The sequence below is a fragment of the Pseudomonas saliphila genome (assembly GCF_008638345.1).
Taxonomy (GTDB): domain Bacteria; phylum Pseudomonadota; class Gammaproteobacteria; order Pseudomonadales; family Pseudomonadaceae; genus Halopseudomonas; species Halopseudomonas saliphila.
Genome location: NZ_VTVA01000005.1, coordinates 207,267 through 227,036, shown reverse-complemented (window position 1 = coordinate 227,036; position 19,770 = coordinate 207,267). Strand labels below are relative to the sequence as shown.

The 19,770-nt window shown below is 59.6% G+C and carries 19 protein-coding genes; 8 read left to right on the top strand and 11 right to left on the bottom strand.

From position 1 onward, the window contains the following. Nucleotides 1–91: 91 nt before the first annotated feature. Complete coding sequence (gene rloA3 / locus FHK95_RS08170) at nt 92–772, top strand: retropepsin-like aspartic peptidase RloA3 (protein ID WP_235906737.1); 681 nt, start codon at nt 92–94, stop codon at nt 770–772. Nucleotides 773–858: 86 nt separating this feature from the next. Here rloA3 and FHK95_RS08165 read toward each other — a convergent pair whose 3' ends face one another. Together FHK95_RS08165 and FHK95_RS08160 are read right to left on the bottom strand one after the other, a co-directional pair. Beyond that, nucleotides 859–1,389, bottom strand: a complete 531-nt coding sequence (locus tag FHK95_RS08165) for a DUF2058 domain-containing protein (RefSeq protein WP_150304096.1) — start codon at nt 1,387–1,389, stop codon at nt 859–861. 45 nt (nt 1,390–1,434) lie between these two features. Next, nucleotides 1,435–1,611 (bottom strand): DUF2897 family protein, encoded by a 177-nt coding sequence (locus tag FHK95_RS08160; RefSeq protein WP_150304095.1) that lies wholly within the window; start codon nt 1,609–1,611, stop codon nt 1,435–1,437. A 107-nt stretch (nt 1,612–1,718) separates the two neighbouring features. Here FHK95_RS08160 and FHK95_RS08155 point away from each other — a divergent pair, with 107 nt between their 5' ends. Beyond that, nucleotides 1,719–3,005 carry a D-serine ammonia-lyase gene (locus FHK95_RS08155; RefSeq protein WP_150304094.1) on the top strand — a complete coding sequence of 429 codons (1,287 nt, stop codon included), beginning with the start codon at nt 1,719–1,721 and terminating at the stop codon, nt 3,003–3,005. Here the strand turns inward: FHK95_RS08155 and FHK95_RS08150 are convergent. Then, nucleotides 3,002–4,240 (bottom strand): CaiB/BaiF CoA transferase family protein, encoded by a 1,239-nt coding sequence (locus FHK95_RS08150; protein WP_150304093.1) that lies wholly within the window; start codon nt 4,238–4,240, stop codon nt 3,002–3,004. The two genes, FHK95_RS08155 and FHK95_RS08150, sit on opposite strands and share 4 nt — an antisense overlap. Nucleotides 4,241–4,638: 398 nt before the next feature. Between FHK95_RS08150 and FHK95_RS08145 the strand changes: the two genes are divergently transcribed. The 4 genes from FHK95_RS08145 (at nt 4,639) to FHK95_RS08130 (ending at nt 8,916) form a co-directional block, all read left to right on the top strand. Next, on the top strand, nt 4,639–5,475 hold the full coding sequence (locus tag FHK95_RS08145; RefSeq protein WP_150304092.1) for an IclR family transcriptional regulator: 837 nt from the start codon (nt 4,639–4,641) through the stop codon (nt 5,473–5,475). A gap of 62 nt (nt 5,476–5,537) precedes the next feature. Next, a complete protein-coding gene (locus FHK95_RS08140; protein ID WP_150304091.1) occupies nt 5,538–6,692 on the top strand; it encodes an acyl-CoA dehydrogenase family protein in 1,155 nt (384 codons plus the stop codon). 107 nt (nt 6,693–6,799) lie between these two features. After that, complete coding sequence (locus FHK95_RS08135) at nt 6,800–8,077, top strand: MFS transporter (RefSeq protein WP_150304090.1); 1,278 nt, start codon at nt 6,800–6,802, stop codon at nt 8,075–8,077. A 452-nt stretch (nt 8,078–8,529) separates the two neighbouring features. Next, nucleotides 8,530–8,916, top strand: coding sequence for a septal ring lytic transglycosylase RlpA family protein (locus FHK95_RS08130; protein WP_206668554.1), 387 nt, complete (start codon nt 8,530–8,532; stop codon nt 8,914–8,916). Between the two features lie 33 nt (nt 8,917–8,949). Here FHK95_RS08130 and wrbA read toward each other — a convergent pair whose 3' ends face one another. The 3 genes from wrbA to FHK95_RS08115 form a co-directional block, all read right to left on the bottom strand. Continuing rightward, nucleotides 8,950–9,549, bottom strand: coding sequence for an NAD(P)H:quinone oxidoreductase (wrbA, locus tag FHK95_RS08125; RefSeq protein ID WP_150304089.1), 600 nt, complete (start codon nt 9,547–9,549; stop codon nt 8,950–8,952). Between the two features lie 100 nt (nt 9,550–9,649). Further along, the gene (locus tag FHK95_RS08120) at nt 9,650–10,483 is read right to left on the bottom strand and encodes an SDR family NAD(P)-dependent oxidoreductase (RefSeq protein WP_150304088.1); all 834 of its coding nucleotides are present in this window, start codon (nt 10,481–10,483) and stop codon (nt 9,650–9,652) included. 16 nt (nt 10,484–10,499) lie between these two features. Then, nucleotides 10,500–11,975: a flavin-containing monooxygenase gene (locus FHK95_RS08115; RefSeq protein WP_235906736.1), complete on the bottom strand. Its 1,476-nt coding sequence runs from the start codon at nt 11,973–11,975 to the stop codon at nt 10,500–10,502. Between the two features lie 96 nt (nt 11,976–12,071). Between FHK95_RS08115 and FHK95_RS08110 the strand changes: the two genes are divergently transcribed. Further along, the gene (locus tag FHK95_RS08110) at nt 12,072–12,683 is read left to right on the top strand and encodes a TetR/AcrR family transcriptional regulator (protein WP_150304087.1); all 612 of its coding nucleotides are present in this window, start codon (nt 12,072–12,074) and stop codon (nt 12,681–12,683) included. Between the two features lie 39 nt (nt 12,684–12,722). On the opposite strand, the gene FHK95_RS08105 is transcribed toward FHK95_RS08110, so the two are convergent. Beyond that, a complete protein-coding gene (locus FHK95_RS08105) occupies nt 12,723–14,408 on the bottom strand; it encodes a L,D-transpeptidase family protein (RefSeq protein ID WP_178114741.1) in 1,686 nt (561 codons plus the stop codon). 197 nt (nt 14,409–14,605) lie between these two features. On the opposite strand from FHK95_RS08105, the gene FHK95_RS08100 reads away from it, so the two are divergent. Beyond that, nucleotides 14,606–15,328, top strand: a complete 723-nt coding sequence (locus tag FHK95_RS08100) for a murein L,D-transpeptidase catalytic domain family protein (protein ID WP_150304085.1) — start codon at nt 14,606–14,608, stop codon at nt 15,326–15,328. A gap of 4 nt (nt 15,329–15,332) precedes the next feature. Here FHK95_RS08100 and FHK95_RS08095 read toward each other — a convergent pair whose 3' ends face one another. From FHK95_RS08095 to FHK95_RS08080, 4 genes are all read right to left on the bottom strand, one after another. Then, the gene (locus FHK95_RS08095; protein WP_150304084.1) at nt 15,333–16,022 is read right to left on the bottom strand and encodes a response regulator; all 690 of its coding nucleotides are present in this window, start codon (nt 16,020–16,022) and stop codon (nt 15,333–15,335) included. Further along, on the bottom strand, nt 16,019–17,464 hold the full coding sequence (locus tag FHK95_RS08090) for a sensor histidine kinase (protein ID WP_150304083.1): 1,446 nt from the start codon (nt 17,462–17,464) through the stop codon (nt 16,019–16,021). Before FHK95_RS08090 ends, FHK95_RS08095 begins: the two co-directional genes overlap by 4 nt. Before the next feature lie 3 nt (nt 17,465–17,467). Further along, entirely contained in the window at nt 17,468–18,916 is a 1,449-nt protein-coding gene (locus tag FHK95_RS08085; RefSeq protein ID WP_150304082.1) for a TrkH family potassium uptake protein, read from the bottom strand. A gap of 121 nt (nt 18,917–19,037) precedes the next feature. Then, nucleotides 19,038–19,670, bottom strand: coding sequence for a TetR/AcrR family transcriptional regulator (locus FHK95_RS08080; RefSeq protein ID WP_150304081.1), 633 nt, complete (start codon nt 19,668–19,670; stop codon nt 19,038–19,040). Nucleotides 19,671–19,770 lie beyond the last annotated feature (100 nt).

Sequence of the window (19,770 nt, the reverse complement as noted above, 5' to 3'; positions counted from 1 at the left end):
AGTTCTCAGAAATAATATAGAATCGCGGCAGTTGGGACTTTTATACGATTCTTCTGTCTACCTCCTCTGTTGTCACTCCTTAGGATCCTTTATGCGGTTATCGACCAAAGCACTCTCCGTCGCGGCGTGTCTCGCGGCCACACTGGCGCTGGGCAACCCTGCTTACGCCGAACCCGAAGTCATGGAAGATGACGCCGAGAGCGGCGCCCAGTCAGAACAACTCGGCGGGCAGGTAGTCGTGGGCTGGATTGAGAAAGGCCAGATCCTGCCGGAGCTGACAGCTGTGAAGATCAAGGTGGATTCCGGCGCGCTGACGTCGTCGATGCATGCGGTGAACATCGAAACCTTTACCCGCAAGGGCAAGGAATGGGTCCGCTACGATGTGCCGGTGGAAGATGCAGACACCGATGAGCTGGTACGCCTGGAGTTCGAACGTCCGGTGTATCGCCGGGTGGTGGTACGCGGTGCCGGTGGTAAGGAGCGGCGTCCAGTGGTGAAGATGTCGATCTGTATGGGTGACCGGGTCTATGAAGAGCAGTTTTCCCTGCGTGACCGCGGCGACATGACCTATCCGGTATTGATTGGCCGTCGCACCATCGAACACATTGGTTTGATCGATGTATCGCAGACGTTCCTGTTGCCGCTCGATTGCCCCACCGACGCAGGCGAGGAAGAGCGCGAGAAGCAGAAACGCATGAAGCGCGATGAATCCCTGGTCGATGACAGCAAGATGAAGGAACCGGAAGAGACCGAGGACGAAGACGAGGATTGATTCGACTGACAGGCTGATCAGCCCACAGTAACCGCTGCGTGCAATCAAGCACGCCGCATGTCGTTAGAGCCTATTATCCAGCGTGCTTACCACATCAGGTCGTCGGGCACCTGAAACGCGGCGTAGGGGTCATCTTCGGCTGGCTTGTCGGCTTCAACCTTGGCGATGACCACGGGCCAGTGCGGGGCCCGCTCCATGACCTTCTGTGCAATCTCCACCGGGATCAATTCGAACTTGCCTGACAGACGCACTATGCCGAGCTTGCCCCGGCTGAGTTGATCGAACTGCTCAGCGGTAACGTGAATCTTCTTGATCTTGTTCTTGCTGGCGAACTGGTAGGGCGTCTCGCCGCCGGTTCGGTCGATCTTCGCCTGCTCGATGATCTGCTTGACCTGCGCTTCGCTCTCCTTGCGAGCACTCTCCAGCTTGCGCTGCTCATTCAGCTGGCGGTCACGCTCAGCCTTTTCAGCCCGCGCTTTTTCCACCGCCGCGGCAGTGTCGTAAACCTTTTCCGGCTCGTTCTTGGCGGCTTTCTTCTTGGCGCGTTGGGCCTGCTTCAGCTTTTTCTCGTCGACCAGACCGGCCTTGAGCAATTGGGCTTGTAGGGAATTGACCATGCTGTAGGGCTACCTGCTTAAGACTGTTAATCGGCCATTCTAGCGTTAATCGCGGTTCTTTTCGCGTGCTTCCTGCGCTTCCATTTCTGCCTTGCGCGCCTGAATGCGTTTCATCGTTTCAGGATCAATCGGCATCTTGTTTGCCGTCTTGCGCAACATATAGAGGGTGCCGAGCAGGGTGGCCACGGCGATGGCAACGAAAATCCAGCCGATGATAGGCATGTGCGTGCTCCTCTTGCGAATTTGCAACTATGATGACTGAAAAGAGCCCTGGGGTCTGTTGCCCAACAAAAACAACCTGCCCACGCGCAGTCATATTCAGAGGTTCCATGATAGAAGATAGCAAGCAAGCCGAGTTTGCGCTGCCGCCCGACCTGCTGCGGCGCTTGCAAGCGTTGCAGCCACTGCTGTGGGTGAACCCTGGGCGGCGCCTTCAGCCAGACCCGATCAGCCCGGCCGACGTTGATGCGGCAGCAGAGCGTTTGAAACGGGCCGGCCCGTTGCTTGCGCGGCGAATCCCCGAGCTTGAGCATCCCGAAGGCCTGATCGAGTCACCGCTGTTACCCGCGGACAAATTACGCGATGCACTGGATGGCTCGGGTCGCTGGTTGCTCAAGGCTGATCATCAACTGCCGTTGGCCGGCTCGGTGAAGGCACGTGGCGGCTTCCATGAGGTGCTCGAATTTGCAGAGCGCACCGCCAGGCAACTGGGCTGGGATGGCCAATCCTTCGCAGACCTGGGCAGCCCCGCGTGGCGAAAAAAGTTCGGCCAATACCGGCTGGTAGTCGGCAGCACCGGCAATCTCGGTATCAGTGTTGGGCTTTTATCCCGCGCCCTCGGGTTTCGTGCCGAAGTGCACATGTCCAATGATGCCAGCGAATGGAAAAAGCAGTTGCTGCGCGAGCGCGGCGTGGAGGTCATCGAGCACGACGGCGATTACGCCAGCGCAGTGACAGCCGGGCTCGCCATTGCCGAAGCCGACCAACACTCGCACTTTGTCGATGATGAACATTCGGCATCCCTGTTCACCGGTTACGCCGTGGCGGGCAGACGCCTCGCCGCGCAGCTGGAGCGGCAGCATATCGAGGTCTCTCCGGAGCAGCCCCTGATCGTTTATCTGCCCTGCGGTGTGGGCGGCGCCCCGGGCGGCATTGCCTATGGTTTGAAACTGATATTTGGCGACCGGGTGCACTGCTGGTTCGCCGAGCCGGTGCATTCGCCCAGCGTGCTGGTGCAACTTGCTTCAGGCAGTACCGCGCCACTGTCGGTGTATGACATTGGTCTGGATAACAAGACCCTGGCCGATGGGTTGGCGGTGGGGCAGGCGTCGCTGCTGGCCACAGCCTGCATGCAGGATCGTCTGGCCGGCGTGTTCACAGTAGAGGATGCGGCGCTGCGTGAGTACCTGACGCTCGCCGGCAAGCTGCTCGGCGAAAAGCTTGAGCCCTCCGCCACCGCCGGGTTTGCCGGACCCGGATGGCTGGCCGACTCAACAGTTGGCCAGCAATGGTGTGCAGCGCACAAGGTCGATCCGGCCAGCGCCACGCACGTGCTGTGGAGTACCGGGGGAGGGCTGGTGCCAGACTCGGTCTATCAGCGCTGGCTGGCGGATTAGCCCTGCTTCGACTGCTCGATTACGCCCTGCTGTTTAAGGCTAGCCAGCTGCTCGGCGGTCAGATTCAGTCGCTCACGTAATACGTCATCGGTGTCCTGTCCCAGCAGCGGGGCGGGGCGGTGATATTCAACCGGTGAGCCTGACAGCTTGAGCGGGCTGGCCACCATGGTGAAGTCCGGATTGAGCGGGTGCGGGATCTTGACCAGCATGTCGCGCGCCTTGACCTGCGGCTCGTCCAGCGCCTGGGCGATATTGTTGATCGCCCCGACCGGTACTTTCACCGGATGAATCTTGCTGACCCACTCGTCCGCCGTGCCGCCGAGAAAATGCGCAGACAGAATCTCAACGATTTCACTGCGGTGCTTGACCCGGTCGGCGTTGCGCGTAAAGCGTGGATCGCTGAGCAGCTCAGGCAGACCGATGGCGTTACACAGGGCGATGAACTGGCTGTCGTTACCGCAGGCGATAATGAAATCCCGGTCGGCCGCACTGAATACCTGGTAGGGCACGATATTGGCGTGGGCGTTGCCATAACGGCCAGGTACTTTGCCGGAGGCCAGATAATTCATGCTCTGGTTGGCCAGCGCGGCTACCTGGACATCCAGCAAGGCCATGTCGCAATGCTGACCGAGGCCGGTTTTTTCCCGATTGATCAGCGCAGCCTGAATCGCGATGGTGGAATACAGGCCGGTGGTCAGGTCGGCAAAGGCCACGCCGGTTTTCTGCGGGCCACCTCCAGGCAGGTCGTCACGCTCGCCGGTGATGCTCATCAGACCGCCCATGCCCTGGATGATGAAGTCATAACCGGGTTCTTCGGCGCGGGGCCCGGTCTGGCCAAATCCGGTGATGGAGCAATACACCAGCCGCGGATTGAGCTCGGCCAGTGTCGGGTAGTCCAGGCCGTATTTGCCCAGCGAACCGGCCTTGTAGTTCTCAATCAGCACGTCACAGTCCAGAACCAGCGCGCGGATCAGTTCCTGTCCTTCGGCGCTGGCCAGGTCAATCGCAATCGAGCGCTTGCCTCGGTTGGCTGACTGGTAATAGGAGGCTTCTGCGGTCCATTCGTCCTGCGGGTCCTTCATCCAGGGTGGGCCCCAGCCGCGGGTGTCGTCGCCAGTGCGCGGACGTTCAACCTTGATCACCTCGGCGCCAAGATCCGCCAGGATCTGGCCGCACCAGGGTCCTGCCAGTACTCGGCTCAGGTCCAGTACTCGTATACCTGTCAGCGCACCCATATCTTTTCCCGTCGTGTAACGGCCGACCGCAGCCAACCTCTGTGTCTCGGAACAGTTCTATATCGCCCTGCTGCCAACACTAAAGCGCGATGCTGCGTTGCGATAGCCTGGCGAGGTGGATAACTCCGTCGAGGGAGTCTGAAGTGCCTGTTCCGCTGTGCAGTACTAGGTACTGAAAATGTGACGCAGATCATAGTTTCCAGAGGGGGCGGAGTAAAGTCTCTGAAACGGAAGCCCGTCTGTGTCAGGAAGGATAGAGCCCATGTGGCTTCTGCATCGCGGAACAGAATTCAGTTCAGTTCGACTGCCAGTTCCACTGTGCAGTACTATGTTTTGTTTTGTTGAAATCAGATTAAAACTGGCGCTAACATGCGCCCCTGCCGGAGTAAGCGAAAGCCATGAGCGAAGCCGATAACAACGCCAAATCCAACAGTATCGAAAGTCAGATGCTGGACCCGATGAATGCCCCCGAGGACGAGGCCAAGGATCGTCATCTGGTCACTGCCCTGGCCCGAGGTGTGGAGATCCTGCGCTGCTTCAACCCGCGGGAAACGCTGTTGGGGAATCAGGATCTGGTGAACAAGACCGGTTTGCCCAAGGCCACCGTCACCCGCCTGACGCACACGCTGATGCGTCTCGGTTGCCTCAAGCGGCAGCCGCAGACCGGGAGATACCAGCTGGATGTGGGGGTGATGGGCTTTGGCTATGCGCTGTTATCGAATCTGTCGGTCCGCGCGACGGCGCACCCGCTAATGGAAGAGATGGCTGCCTACTCGGAGGCATCCGTGGCCATGGCCGCCCGCGACAGGCTGCAAATGGTCTATCTGGATGTCGCCTACGGTAAGGCAAACATGAGCACGCGGCGTCATATCGGCACCTATCTGCCGATCTGCCTGACCTCCATGGGCCGGGCCACGCTGGCCGCCATGCCCGAACCGGAGCGCGATTTTCTGATGGATCACTTGCGCGGCAGCATGGGCGATCAGTGGCCGTCCACGCGCCGGTCACTGGAGCGCTCGTTCCGTGATTACGCGGATTTTGGTTATTGCCTGTCCATCGGCGAGTGGCATCGGGATATCAACGCAGTCGCTGTGCCGATGCTGCATGCGGAGCACGGCCTGCTGGCATTCAACTGCGGCGGCCCGAGCTTCCATTTGCCGCAGGACAAGTTGGAAGACGACATCGGACCCCGTCTGGTGAACATGGTAAGCAACATAGGATCCGCTACCCGCTGACCACGGTCCGGGTTACGTAGTGTGGATAACCAGCCTGCATGCAGGCCAATGAGGAGAAACATATGATTCGTGATCCGGAAACGCTGAGTATTCTGCTTGATTCCATCAATCAGTTTGTTACCCAGGAGCTGATCCCGCGTGAGAACGAAGTGGCGGAAACCGACCAGATCCCCGCCGACATCGTTGAACAGATGAAGGCCATGGGTCTGTTCGGTCTGACCATCCCCGAAGAGTTTGGTGGTCTGGGTGTGACCATGGAAGAAGAGGTCAGCATTGCTTTCGAGCTGGGCCGTACCTCACCCGCATTTCGTTCGTACATCGGCACCAATAACGGTATCGGTTCGATCGGCATCCTGCTGGATGGCACCGAGGAGCAGAAAGCCCACTATCTGCCCAAACTGGCTGCCGGCGAGTATCTGAGTTCGTTTTGTCTGACCGAGCCTGATTCGGGTTCCGACGCGGCGTCGCTGAAAACCACCGCGGTGCGTGATGGCGACTTCTACGTACTGAACGGCACCAAGCGCTTCATCACCAACGCGCCGCATGCCGGCATTTTCACTGTGATGGCGCGTACCAATCCCGAGATCAGGGGCGCTGGCGGTATCAGCTCGTTCATCGTCGAGCGCGGCACGCCTGGCCTGACCATTGGCAAGCCGGACCAGAAAATGGGGCAGAAGGGCGCGCACACTGCGGATGTGATCTTTGAAAACGTCCGGGTTCCCGCCGGCAACCTGATCGGTGGCAAGGAAGGCGTAGGCTTCAAGACCGCCATGAAGGTGCTGGACAAGGGTCGCCTGCACATCGCCGCGCTGTCAGTCGGCGCCTCCGAGCGCATGCTGAATGATTCGCTGCGCTATGCCGTCGAGCGCAAGCAGTTCGGTCAGCGTATCGCTGATTTCCAGCTGATCCAGGGCATGCTCGCCGACAGCAAGGCGGATATCTATGCCGCGCGCTGCATGGTGCTGGACGCCGCACGCAAGCGTGACGAGGGGCTGAATATCAGCACCGAAGCCTCCTGCGCCAAGATGTTCGCCACCGAGATGTGTGGCCGGGTGGCTGACCGTGGGGTGCAGATCCATGGCGGCGCCGGTTATATCAGCGAGTACGCCATCGAGCGTTTCTACCGCGACGTGCGTCTGTTCCGCCTGTACGAAGGGACCACCCAGATCCAGCAAGTGATCATCGCCCGCAACATGATCCGCGATATTGAAGGCTAACCCTCTGGGCCGGTTGGCGATTCGCCTTTGGTTGCGGCGAATCGTCAGCGAGCCCACACATACCATCAGCTAGTAGAGGGCCTGTCCCTCAATCACCGGGTACGTTTATGCATTCTACCGCTCAGACCGCCGTTGCCGCGCCGGTCAAGAACAACATATGGATTATCGTTTTTATCTTCTGCTTCCTGGGTCTGCTGATCGATGGCGCAGATCTCATGTTGCTGTCATACAGCCTGACCAGCCTCAAGCAAGAGTTTGGCCTGACCAACATGCAGGCAGGCAGCCTCGGCAGCTTTACCCTGGCCGGCATGGCCATTGGTGGCATCTATGGCGGCTGGGCCTGCGACCGCTTTGGCCGGGTCAAGACCGTGGTCTGGACCATTGTGCTGTTCTCGATCGGCACCTGCGCACTGGGTTTTACCCAGAACTATTGGCAGTTCGCGGTGTTCCGTTTCATATCATCCCTCGGGCTCGGCGCGCTCTACGTCGCCTGTAATACCCTGATGGCTGAATATGTGCCGACCCGCTTTCGCACCACGGTGCTGGGCACGCTGCAGGCTGGCTGGTCAGTGGGCTACATCGTCGCCACCTTGCTGGCCGGCTGGTTACTGCCGACCTATGGTTGGCGCTACCTGTTCTTTGTCGCCATCATTCCTGTGACGCTGGCTATCGTGATGCAGCGCCTGGTTCCGGAGCCGCCTGCCTGGGTCAAGGCCAAGGCCGAGCGCGCCAACAAGGACGCCGCTGACCTGCGCGATCACAAGCAGCCGGAGCAACGCGAGAGCGCCTACAAGATGATCTTCGGCGATCCGCGCGCGCGCAGCATGTTCATCTTCTGGTGTCTGACCGCCGGCTTCCTGCAATTCGGTTACTACGGTGTGAACAACTGGTTGCCTGCCTATCTGGAAACCGAGCTGGCGATGAACTTCAAGTCCATGACGGCCTATCTGGTCGGGACCTACTCGGCGATGATTCTGGGCAAGATCCTGGCGGGCGTGGCCGCTGATCGGTTCGGCCGTCGGGTTGTGTACGTCTTCGGTGCGATGGGCACGGCGCTGTTCCTGCCGCTGATCGTGCTCTACCACAGCCCGGAACATATCCTGTGGATGCTGGTGGTGTTCGGCTTCCTGTATGGCATTCCCTACGGCGTGAACGCGACCTACATGACCGAGAGTTTCGCGGCGCAGTACCGCGGCACTGCAGTCGGTGGCGCCTACAACATCGGTCGTATCGGCGCAGCGATAGCCCCGGCAGCCATTGGCTTCCTGGCGACCCAGTATTCCATCGGTATGGGCTTCCTGGTGATGGGCGCAGCGTACTTCATCTGTGGTGTTATCCCGGCGCTGTTCATCAAGGACAAGCAGTACGATCCGCAGAGTCAGTGATCTGGCTGGCATCAGTGAGATTGGCGTAGCGCGGGTTTTCCTGGGGTTGGCGTGCGGCTCGGGCCGCGTTCGGACGCGCCGCCAGGGGTTCGCTTAGCGTCGCGGCCCGTTCGGCTTCACAAATGCGGGTCCGGTGTGGCTGTCGGCTTGGCGTAGCGCAGGCGCGCTACACCCCCAGGAGGGCCGTGCGTAGCGCGGGTTTTCCTGGGGTTGGCGTGCGGCTTGAGCCGCGTTCGGCCTCGTCGCCAAGTCTTGATAAAAACCGGAGCCTGGCTCCGGTTTTTTATGCGCGTTGCAGACTGCTGGATGCCCAGCCGTTAGTATCGGTGCATCGCGAGAGCTGCCTGGGGGTGTAGTGCGCCTGCGCTACGCCAGATCCTGCAGCGTCTTAAGCCTGATGTGTGAGCCCGAATGCGGCCCGGGGCGCTTCCCTTATTCAAACGAGCTAAACTATGAACATGTTGAAATGGATATGTTTTGGTGTGGTGGTCCTGGCGCTGAGCGGTTGTGGTGCTTCGCCGTCAGGCAGCTCTGGTGACTGGATCGGCTACAAACAATCTGGCCAGGCCTCGTTCTATGCAGACAAGTTCCAGGGCCGCACAACGGCCAGCGGAGAGCGATATAAGCATGGTGTGAGCACGGCCGCCCATCGCAAGCTGCCCTTTGGATCAAGGGTTAGAGTAACCAACACGGGTAACGGCAAGAGCGTTGTGGTCAAAATCAATGACCGCGGGCCCTTTGTCAGGGGACGCGTCATCGATCTGTCGAAATCCGCCTTCGCCCGCATCGGCAGCACCTCCGCCGGTTTGTTGGATGTGAAAATAGAGGTGCTGCGCTAGCTGCGGCCGACTGTCTTCAAGTTGTGCAGCCTCTTAGCGGGTCAGCTTTGTAGTGATATCCGCAACCAACTCGCCCTGATACTGCGCAACCGATAGTTCCGCTGCGCTTGGTTGCCGCGAGCCGTCACCGCCGGCGATGGTCGCTGCGCCGTAGGGCCCGCCGCCCCGCACTTCAGAGATGTCGAACAGCTCCGGTGCGCCATAGCCGAGCGGCACGATGATCATCCCGTGGTGGGCGAGGGTGGTCCAGGTGCTGGTAATGGTCATCTCCTCGCCGCCGCCGGTCCCTGTAGAGGTAAAAACACTGGCGACCTTGCCACGCAGCGCGCCGCTGACCCAGTGGCCACCGGTCTGATCGAAGAAGGTGCGCATCTGTCCGGTCATGTTACCGAACCGGGTAGGGGTGCCGACGATGATGGCATCGTAGTCGGCCAGTTCGGCAATCGTTGCCTCCGACGCGGCCTGATTCATCTTGCCACCGGCCTTTTTGAATGCTTCCTCGGGCATGGTTTCGGGTACGCGCCTGATCGTCACCTCCGCGCCACCGACTTTGCGCGCGCCGTCTGCAACGGCGTTCGCCAGTGTTTCGATGTGGCCGTACATTGAGTAGTACAGCACCAGTATCTTGGCCATCCGGAATTCCTCCTGTTCTTAGGCTGAAAATATCCTTAGCCAGTGTAGAAGGCTGCCGGGCAACCTGCTCCGGATGGATGCGTTTAATTCCCGCACAGCCTCAAGCGTTACCGGTTGGTCGTTCCGACTGCTTGGCCAGACCGGGCACCAGACGCCAATAGCTCACCGGCAGCAGGCGTTCAATCCACGACAAAATACGCGCATCGTTACCGACCAGAACCCGCGGTTTGTCGCGCTCGATACCGCGCACGATGATGTCGGCGGCCCGTTCCGGGGGCATGCGCAGGAGCTTCTGTGCATGCTTGAGGTTGCGGGCGGCGATGTCCTGGGGAATGTCCGCCGATAACCGTGCGCTGGTTGCGATGGCGGTGGCAATACCGCCGGGATGCACAACGGTCACCCCAACATTGCTGCCCTGCAATTCCAGCCGCAGCGCGTTCGAGAAACCCCGCACGGCGAATTTGCTGGCGCAGTAGGCTGTCTGCCCGGCGGGTGTAATCAGCCCGAACAGACTGGACACGTTCACCAGCCGCGCCTGCGGGCGTTGCTGCATGAACGGCAGAAACACGCGGGTCATGCGCACCACCGCCTCGAAGTTGATTGCCATCAGCCAGTCGAAATCCGCTTCGGACACCTGATGGAAATGTCCGCCTAACGCCACGCCAGCGTTGTTGATCAGAATGTCCACCTGGTGATGTTCGGCCAATACCGCCTGGGGCAGGGCGGCGATCTGGTCCCGGCTGGCCACATCCAGCACATGCTCGCTGACCGTTACCCCCTCTGCGCGCGCCAGTCTGACGGTTTCGGCCAACCCCTCGGCATTGATATCGATCAGCGCCAGATGACAGCCCCGGCGCGCGAGTGACTGGGCTACCGCGCGGCCAATGCCACTGCCGGCGCCGGTGAGTACAGCCACTGAATGCTGGATGTGCATGAAGGTATCGTCCTTGTTATTGAAACTGCATCACGCCGTCATCGATACGGCCGTATTGAATGGTGAGCTTGTCCTGCGTGTAGTTCTGGTACACCTGCCAGGGTTTGCGGTCACCCTGCTTGGGCAACAGACCGGCAGCGCGCCGGACATAACCGGAGGTGAAATCGATGAACGGCGCCTCCTGCACCTGTGGATCGCGCCGCGGCACCGCCATGCGGTACCCCTTGCGGTCCATATAGCGCAGCAGACGGCAGGTGTAGTTGGCGGTGAGCTCGGCTTTCAGCGTCCACGACGAGTTGGTATAGCCGAAGGTGAGGATGAGATTGGGTATGTCGCTGAGCATCATGCCTTTGTAGGCCATGCTCTGGCCGGGCTGCACGCTTTGGCCATCGACCGTTAGGGTCATGTCGCCCAGCGCGTTCATCTTCAGGCCGGTGGCGGTGACAATAATGTCTGCCTGGATTTCTTCGCCAGAGGCCAGGCGAATGCCGGTCGGGGTGAACTGATCGATGCTGTCCGTCACCACAGAGGCACGGCCGGATCGCAGGTCGCGAAACAGGTCGCCATCGGGCACGGCGCACACGCGCTGGTCCCAGGGATTGTAGCTCGGCGTGAAATGCCGGATATCCACCGATGGACCCAGTTCATCGCTGGCCATCTGCAGAATCCGCTGTTTGAACATTTCGGGTTTTTTACGCGCGATGCGGTAGAAAAAGCTGCCGACCAGCACGTTCTTCCAGCGCGTCAGCGCATGGGCGGCGGGCATCGGCAGCCACTTCTGCAGCCGCTGCGCGATATTGTCCTGCAGCGGGCGCGATACAACGTAGCTGGGCGAGCGCTGCAGCATGGTCACATGCGCAGCTGTTTTGGCCAGCGCCGGCACCAGGGTAACCGCCGTGGCGCCGCTACCGATCACCACCACGCGCTTGCCTGCGTAATCCAGATCGGTTGGCCAGAACTGTGGATGGATGATCTGACCTTCAAATGCGGCTTCATTGGCAAAGCTCGGACGGTAGCCTTCGACGTAGCTGTAATAGCCCACGCAGAGCGATAACAAGCGGGCCTGTAGGGTTATTTCCTGCGGTTGACCCTCGGCTTGGCTGACCAGCACCGTGAGCGTCCAGCAAGCCTCTTCGCTGGACCAGGCCGCTGCTGTGACCTTGTGACCGAAGCGGATATGCCGGGTAATGTCGCCTTCCTCGGCGGTTTCCTCGATGTAGCGCTTGATGTCAGGCCCATCGGCTATCGCCTTGCGATGCCGCCAGGGCTTGAAGCTATAGCTCAGCGTATACATATCGGAATCGGAGCGAACGCCCGGATACCGGAACAGATCCCAGGTACCGCCAATGGCTTGCCGCGCCTCGAGAATGGCGTAGCGCTTGTCCGGGCACTGGCTGGTCAAGGCGCGGGCGGCGCCGATGCCGGACAGGCCGGCACCAATGATCAGCACATCATAGGGGGTGGACGGAGATTGTATTTGTTGTGAGTTCACTTTGATCTGCCATCAAGAGCGGTGGTGACAATCTAAATTGTCACTTATGATTTGGCAATACAGATTGTCAGTTCAGGCTCGCTCATATTGGATTCGATGAATACACCTATTCTTCCCACCCGTCGCTACCGCGGTTCTGCCATCGAGGCCCGGCAGGCGCAACGCCGTCAACAACTGGTCGACGCCGCAAGCGAGGTATACGGCCGCAATGGTTACCGCCATTCCAGCGTCAAGCAGGTCTGTGATGCGGCGGGGCTGACGCAGCGCTATTTCTACGAATCCTTTTCGCACAGCGATGAGCTGCTCATCGCCTGCTATGAGCAGGCAGCGACGGCGTTGCGCGAAGAGATCACCAGCGCGGCAGAGAGGGCTGGTCCGGATCGACTGGAGCGGGGCAGAGCCATGTTGCTGGCGTATTACCAGGCGCTCAAGGCGCGCCCGCTGATCGCCAATCTGCTGCTGGTGGAGATTCGTGGCATCAGTCCGGCGGTGGACCAAGCCATAATCCGCGCGCTGCAGGAGATGAATCGGGATCTGACGCGGGTGGTCGCTCGCCCCGATCAACAGCCTGACGAACTCCTGCACGCCGGCGTGATGGGCGGCGTCATTCATATCGCGCTGCACTGGATGGCGAGCGGCTATCGTCAGCCCACCGAGGTCGTGGCCAATACCGCGTTCAAACTGAGCGCTGCCATGCAGCGCGACTGATCAGCCGTAGCCGCGCAGGATTGTTAGTCGTAGCCCTGACTACTGAAGGATAGTCTCGAACAGGCTGTCTTCACTCCGGCCAACGTCCCGTGGCTGTGTGCTGTGCGGTGCTCGCATTTTTGCTGTAGCGGCTGCGTCGGCCTGTTGGAACACGGCCATGAGCGCGGGGTCCAGGTCATAGGGATCAGGCATGTGAATCAGTCGGCCAGCCGCGTTGACCTCGGTCGTCCAGTAGCTGAGGATCAATTGCGGCCCGTCGGGCACGGAGAGCTCGTAGGTCCGTCCGCGATCCAGCAGCCCCTGGATCCGTTGTTGCTGAGCCTCACCCATCTCCGCCACCAGCCGATCGGCAAGATCGCCCGCCGACTGCACGCGCACGCAGCCGGAGCTGACCGTGCGTGCTGCCCGGCTGAACAGGTGCTGGCTGGGTGTATCGTGCAGGTAAACGGAGAAGGGGTTGGGGAAACGGAACACCATGCGCCCAAGCGGATTCTTCGGGCCTGGCGCCATCCGCAGCATGACGCCTCGGGGATTATTCCAGTCGATATCCAGCGGATTCAGATACCGCCCGGAATAGTCCAGCACATGCAGGTCATGCGCTTGCAGATACGCAGGATCCTTGCGGATCTCCGGCAACTTATCCTCGCGCAATATAGTGGGCGGGATGGTCCAGCTCGGGTTCAGCGTCAGGCGATTGATGCGCGACACCAGCAAAGGTGTTTGTCGTGCCTTGGTCCCCACCTGAACGCGGGATGCCCAGACCCGATCCTGTCCGCGATATAGCCGTATATCGCCGCCGGCGGAATTCACCAGCACGACATACTCGTCGCGCAGGGCGCTCAGCCAACGCAGTCGTTCCAGATTGATACGCACCTGCTGCTTGCGCTCGGAGGCAGTCACATTGAGGGCGGCTAGCGTCTGACGACCGACCAGGCCGTCTGTCTCCAGAGCGTGATCCGCCTGGAAGGCCCGCACTGCCTGCTCCAGCGCTGCGTCATACCGCAGCGGCTGCGCGCGTATGCGTTGCCAGGACAGTTCCTGCAAATAGCCTTTTGCGATCAGCCGCTGCGCCAGTTGCGGCAGACGCGGATCGTTCTGTCCGGGCTTGAGGGTCGGGCCCGCCGGAATAGGTAGAAAATCGAGCGGCCGATCAGGCAGCGCGGCATAGGCGGCGCGCAATTGCCTGTACAGCGGTAGCGCAGGGCGCGCGCGCTCGAAGGCTGCACGCGGGTCGTCGAGCGCATCGACTGCCAACTCGAGCAGCGTCGGACCGAGACGCGGCGGCTGACCAGGTGCGAGCCACACCGGCTCATGTTCGTTCTGCACAAAGCGCCCGAAACGCAAATGCTCCAATGCCAACAGGTATTCACTGGTGATTCGCAGGTCATCACATAGGTCAGCAGGAACAGGAGCGTGCAACGCGTAGGCATAGTCAGCGGGGATCAACCCATCGTTGGACAGCTGCCTCAGTTCCGTCCGCAGCGAGTCCATTCGTCGGGAATTTGTCCAGATTGGGCGGTAGTCGCTGTGTTGGTAGATATCACCCAGTGCACTATGGACGTCCAGCGTGCGCAGCGCTGCAACGCCCGTACAGCCTTCAGAGAAGTGGCGGACCGGGATGTCGGAGACGATGTGGACCGCCTCGGCCGGTGGCGAATCTGCCAGCAGAGGACCGGCCAGGACAGCCAGGGATGTCAGGCAAAACACTGTACATTTCTTGAGCAACAGGTACTCTCCCGGCATCGTTTGCAGTGCGAACCGGCATATCCGGCGGTCGTCCTGCAACACAGCTGTGCCGTAGTTTTAGGCTATAAAAGGATTTGTTGGTTCATTGGAAGGCGGTTGATAGTACACAGTTTTCACCGCCCGTTGTGCTTGCCGCCTTATTTCGCTCCGCATTTCGGAGCCTGGGGATCTTACAGATGCTAACATTCTGGCGCCGCACTGGCGTACTCGCCGCGCTCTGCCTCGGCCTTGGCGCTGGCTACAGCCATGCGTCGACTGCAGCACCCACCACACCTGGCTCACTGCTGACTCAACTGAATCAGGCAGCTCCTCAGCTTGATCGTCAGGTGCTCAGAAAAGCCGTTACCGCCATGGAATGCGCCGTTACCCATGGCGCTGCGCCCGCCAGCCGGCTGGCGGTTGTCGATTTCTCGTTACCTTCCTCTGAGCGCCGGCTGTGGATTTTCGATCTCGATACCCGTGAATTGCTGCTGGAAGACCTTGTCGCCCACGGGCAGGGCTCAGGTGATAACTACGCTGAGGCCTTTTCGAATATCGAGGGCAGTCACCAGTCGAGCATTGGATTGTTCCGCACGCAGGAAAGCTATTTCGGCAAGCATGGCTATTCGCTGCGTATGGATGGGCTTGAATCCGGCATAAACGATCTGGCACGCCAGCGGGCCATCGTTATTCATCCCGCCGACTACGTGGACCCTGACTGGATCACCCGACAGGGCCGCATCGGCCGTAGTCAGGGATGTCCTGCGGTCAGGCCGGAGATCGCCAGCATGGTGGTCGACAGCCTCAAAGGGGGCCAGTTTATGTTCTCCTATTACCCGGATGAGCACTGGCTGGCGACATCTGAATACCTCAACTGCCCGCCGCGCAAAAAGGGTGATCTGATCGCTCGCGCCGACTGACTAATCAGCGCTCCACGCCGCCCATGAATCGATAACCGACCCCAGCTTCGGTTTCGATATAACGCGGCGCGGTGGGATTATCCTGTAACTTGGCCCGCAAACGGCCGACGAATATACGCAGGTAATGCGTATCGTGGCTGTGGTGCGGTCCCCAGATTTCTTTCAGTAGCTGTTGTTGGGTGACGATTCGCCCTGGATGGGCAATAAAGCAGCGTAATAGCTCGAACTCCTTGCGCGACAGGTGGATATCCGCGCCGCCCAGACTCACCCGGTGGGTCTGCAGATCTACCTTCAGATGACCATCATCGAACCCTGTAGGCGGCACATCAATGCTGGCGAAGGTCCGTAGCACCGAACGAATCCGCGCCAGCAGCTCGTTGGCACCGAAGGGCTTTTCAACGTAATCGTTTGCGCCATTGTCCAGCGCCGTGACTTTGTCTCGCTCGCTGTTGCGAACCGACAGCACAATTACTGGCCCCCGATAGAAACCACGTAGGTCACTTAACAATGCCTGGCCGTCCATATCGGGTAACCCCAGGTCCATGACTATCAGGTCGGGTTCATGCAATGCGCTCTGCTGGAGCCCGGTGCGGGCATCAGCCGCTTCAATGATCTGATAACCCTGTGAACCCAGGCAGATGGTGAGAAAGCGTCGAATTTGAGGTTCGTCGTCAATAACCAGGATTCGCGTCATGCGCGAGCCTCGCTGTGTTCAGGTCGAGTGAAGGGCAGGCTGAGACGGAATGTGGTGCCGTGCCCCGGCGCACTGTGCCGGACCTGCACAGTCCCGCCATGAGCGCCGAGTATGCCTCTGCAGATTGCCAGTCCCAGACCGGTGCCGGTCGCGTATTGGTCGCCATGGCTGAAGGTATGAAACATATCGAATACGGCTTCGTGAACAGCGGTGTCGATGCCAGGTCCTGCGTCTGATACATCCAGATAGGTCCAGCCCGATTCGCCGCTGACCGCGATTTCAATTACTCCGGCTTTGGGGGAAAAACGCATCGCGTTTTCCAGCACATTGAATACCGCCTGTTCAATCAAGGCCGGGTGTACGTGCAGCAGAGGTAAGTCATCCGCCATGTGCAGCTGCACATCGATATCGCCTTGCAATGGACGAAGTCGGCGTAATACCACGCTGAGGATGTCGTCCACGCCCACCCAGTCCCGATCGAGCGCTAGCTCGCCGTGGCCGAGCCGAGTCATGTCGAGCAATTTCTGAATATACCGGTCCAGGCGCATTGCTTCGCTCAAGGTGTTGGTCAGGAGTTCAGCACGTAGGTCCGGATCCAGCGCTTCGGCCAAATCGATCAGACTGGATACTGATCCGATCATGGTCGACAAGGGGGTGCGCAGATCATGGGAAATAGACGACAGCAATGCTGAGCGCAGCTGTTCTCGCTCTTTGACCAGCGTTTCCTGACGTAGGGATTCGGCGAGCATGACACGGTTCCAGGCTAGCCGAGCGAGGCTAGCCAACGTTTCGACCTGGATGCCAACAGACTCCTGACGCAGCCCCAGCGGGCGCGGCATGCATAGCTTGCGCTGTAGCTGGCCGCCTGGATTGCAGAACCAGAAGGTTATCGCCGTGTCGCCAGCCTGCCAGCCGATACCTTGCTCCAGCGTATCGGTCGGCGGCGCGGAGTCGTCGGTCATATCGATAACATCACAAGAGAAGGCGTCGCGCAGCTGTTCGGCGAATACGTGCATCACCATTGGGGGATCGACGCACACTGACAGTGCCCGTGCACAGATCATCTGCTGCTCATTCCAGCGTTGTGAGTCGCTCAGCGCAGTCACTTTCTCATTCAGTCGTGCAGCCAGATGCCCGGTGGTTATGGCCACCATGACCAATAGCAACGCCGTCAGCACGTCATCGCTATGGAACATCTGCAGTGAATAATGGGGCTCGGTAAGAAAGAAGTTATAGGCCAAAAAGCTCAATAGCGCGCAGACCAGCGCTGGCCGCACGCGGCTGTATAGCGCTGTGATCAGCACTCCAGCCAGATAGATCATCGCCAGATCAGCGCTGGGAATCAGCGGCGCCAACCCCAGCGAGACCAGTGTCGCGAGTAGCGGCATCACCACAGGCAATGAACGCGTCAGCCACGGATGCGGACGAATAAGTCTAGTCATCGTTTAACCGCGCCAGAATATGGGCGTGAAAAGAACCATCAGCGTGAGCAACTCCAGACGACCCAGCAACATAGCGAAGCATAACAACCATTTCGCAGCAGCGGGGAGCGTAGCGAAGTTGCCGGCTGGCCCGATGATCTCGCCTACTCCTGGACCGACATTGGTCAGGGCTGTAGCGCTGGCGCTCACGCTGGTCAGCAAATCCAGCCCCAGTAGGGCAAGCAGTAGCGTAATGACCGCCAGTGCCAGGAAAAACAGGAACGAGAACGCTACGGCGGACTGGATGATCTCGTCCTGTACCCGTCGGCCATTGTACTGCGTGATGAAGACCCCGCTGGGATGCACCAGTTTTCTGATCTGTGTTCGCAAAAACAGGTAGCTGAGCTGAAACCGGAAAACCTTCATGCCACCGCTGGTGGAGCCGGAGCAACCGCCGATAAACATCACCAGAAAGAACAGCGCGACGCTGAAGGCACCCCATCCCAGGTAGTCGGTCGAGGCATAACCGGTAGTGGTAATGACCGACACGAGATTGAAGGTGGCGTGGGTCAGCGCCTCGAACGGTTCGTATTGATGCTGGTAGATGAGCACGCCGGTGAGCATCAGGCTGACTGTGCCGATGATGAAAACCAGGCCGATCGCTTGCTGGTTTTTCAAGGTGTCCATTGCAGGGCGACGCAGGAAGGTAATGATCATGGTGAACGGCAGGGCTCCGAGCAACATGAACAGTGAAGCGATCCATAGGATGCCATGGCTAAACCGGCCCATCGATCGATCATCGGTGGCGTAGCCGCCCGTTGATACGGTGGTCATGGCATGATTGATGGCGTCGAACAGGCTCATGCCTGCTGCCCAATAGCTGAGTATGCATGCGACGCTGATGCCGAAATAGGTCCCCAGAAGTAGGCGAGCGAGAGACTGGAGGCGCGGGACGGACTTGTCGCTCCAGTCGGACGACTCCGTGTGAAACAGGCGCATTCCGCCGACCCGCAGAAAGGGGAGGATCGACACCGCCATGCCGATCACGCCCAGCCCACCCAGCCATTGCAGCAACGAGCGCCATAGAAGAAGGCTCGCTGGCCGGTGTTCCAGGCCTGACAGCACGGTCGATCCGGTAGTGGTGATCCCGGATACTGCCTCGAACAGGGCATCAGTGAGGGACAGGTTGGAATGACTGAATATCAGCGGCAGCGCCCCAACCAAAGACATAATGACCCAGCTCAGGCTGGTCAGTAGGTACAGCTGTCGTGCGATGAGGTTGAACTGCGCGCGCCGACAGCTGAGCACCATCACCGCGCCAGAAACAGCAGCGATGGCTGCGCAAATGAGAAATACCTGAGTTTCCGGGTCGCGACGGCTCCAGGCGAATACTCCCACCGCCAGCATCATTCCGGCGAGGATCAGCACCAAAAAGCCACAAACGTATATAACCGGGCGGATAAACCGGAGCATCGACACCTCGAATCAGATGCCGCAAGGCTAGCGTGCGGGGTATAAACAAACGAGATACAGATGCGCCGGTGTACGTAAATACTGCGTAAAGGTTTTGCTGGCGTCCGTGCCAACGGATCAATCAGCCGCGCAGGGAATGCCCGAGCATCTCGATGGTATAGCCGATCAGGCGCTCGGCCTCGGGCAGTTCCACAGCGCGGCGTTCGGCATGCCGCACTTCCATGATCACGCCATGCAGAGCCCCGCGCAGGAAATACGCGGTTTGCAATGGGTCGGTCACGCGTTCCGCACTGATGCTGCCATCGGCCAGCCCTGCCTCTAGCGCATCCACCATCAGCTGCATGATTTCGGCGCCGCATTGATGCAGCGCCTGATTCTGTTCGGTGTCGCACGCCAGGTGAACAAAGGTGCTGGACTGGGTCAGAACATCGAAATAGTGCGTGTCCCGCTGGCTGAAGTCGTAGTAGGCGCGGGCAATACTGGCGATCTGGTCGATGCCCTGTTGCTGGTCCTCCAGGGCTGACTCGAAGCGATCACGCAGCCGGCGTGCGGAGCGCAACAGAATCGCGTGCAGCATGGCGGCCTTGTCCTTGAAATACACATAGAGTAGGGCGCGGCTGAGCTGCGCGGTGCGCGCGATTTCATCCATCGAGCAGCGCTCGTAGCCCTTGCTGAAAAATATTTCCTCCGCTGCATCCAGAATGCTTTCTCTGCGTTCGGACTTCTCTTTTTCTCGACGCGAATTCAGATCCATGGCTCTTCCTCAACGGCATTTTGAACGTGTCGCGAATGAGTGTGCTCTGTATATTGACAAACTGTCAATCAGTGACAGTATGTCAAAAGTCGCCACATCA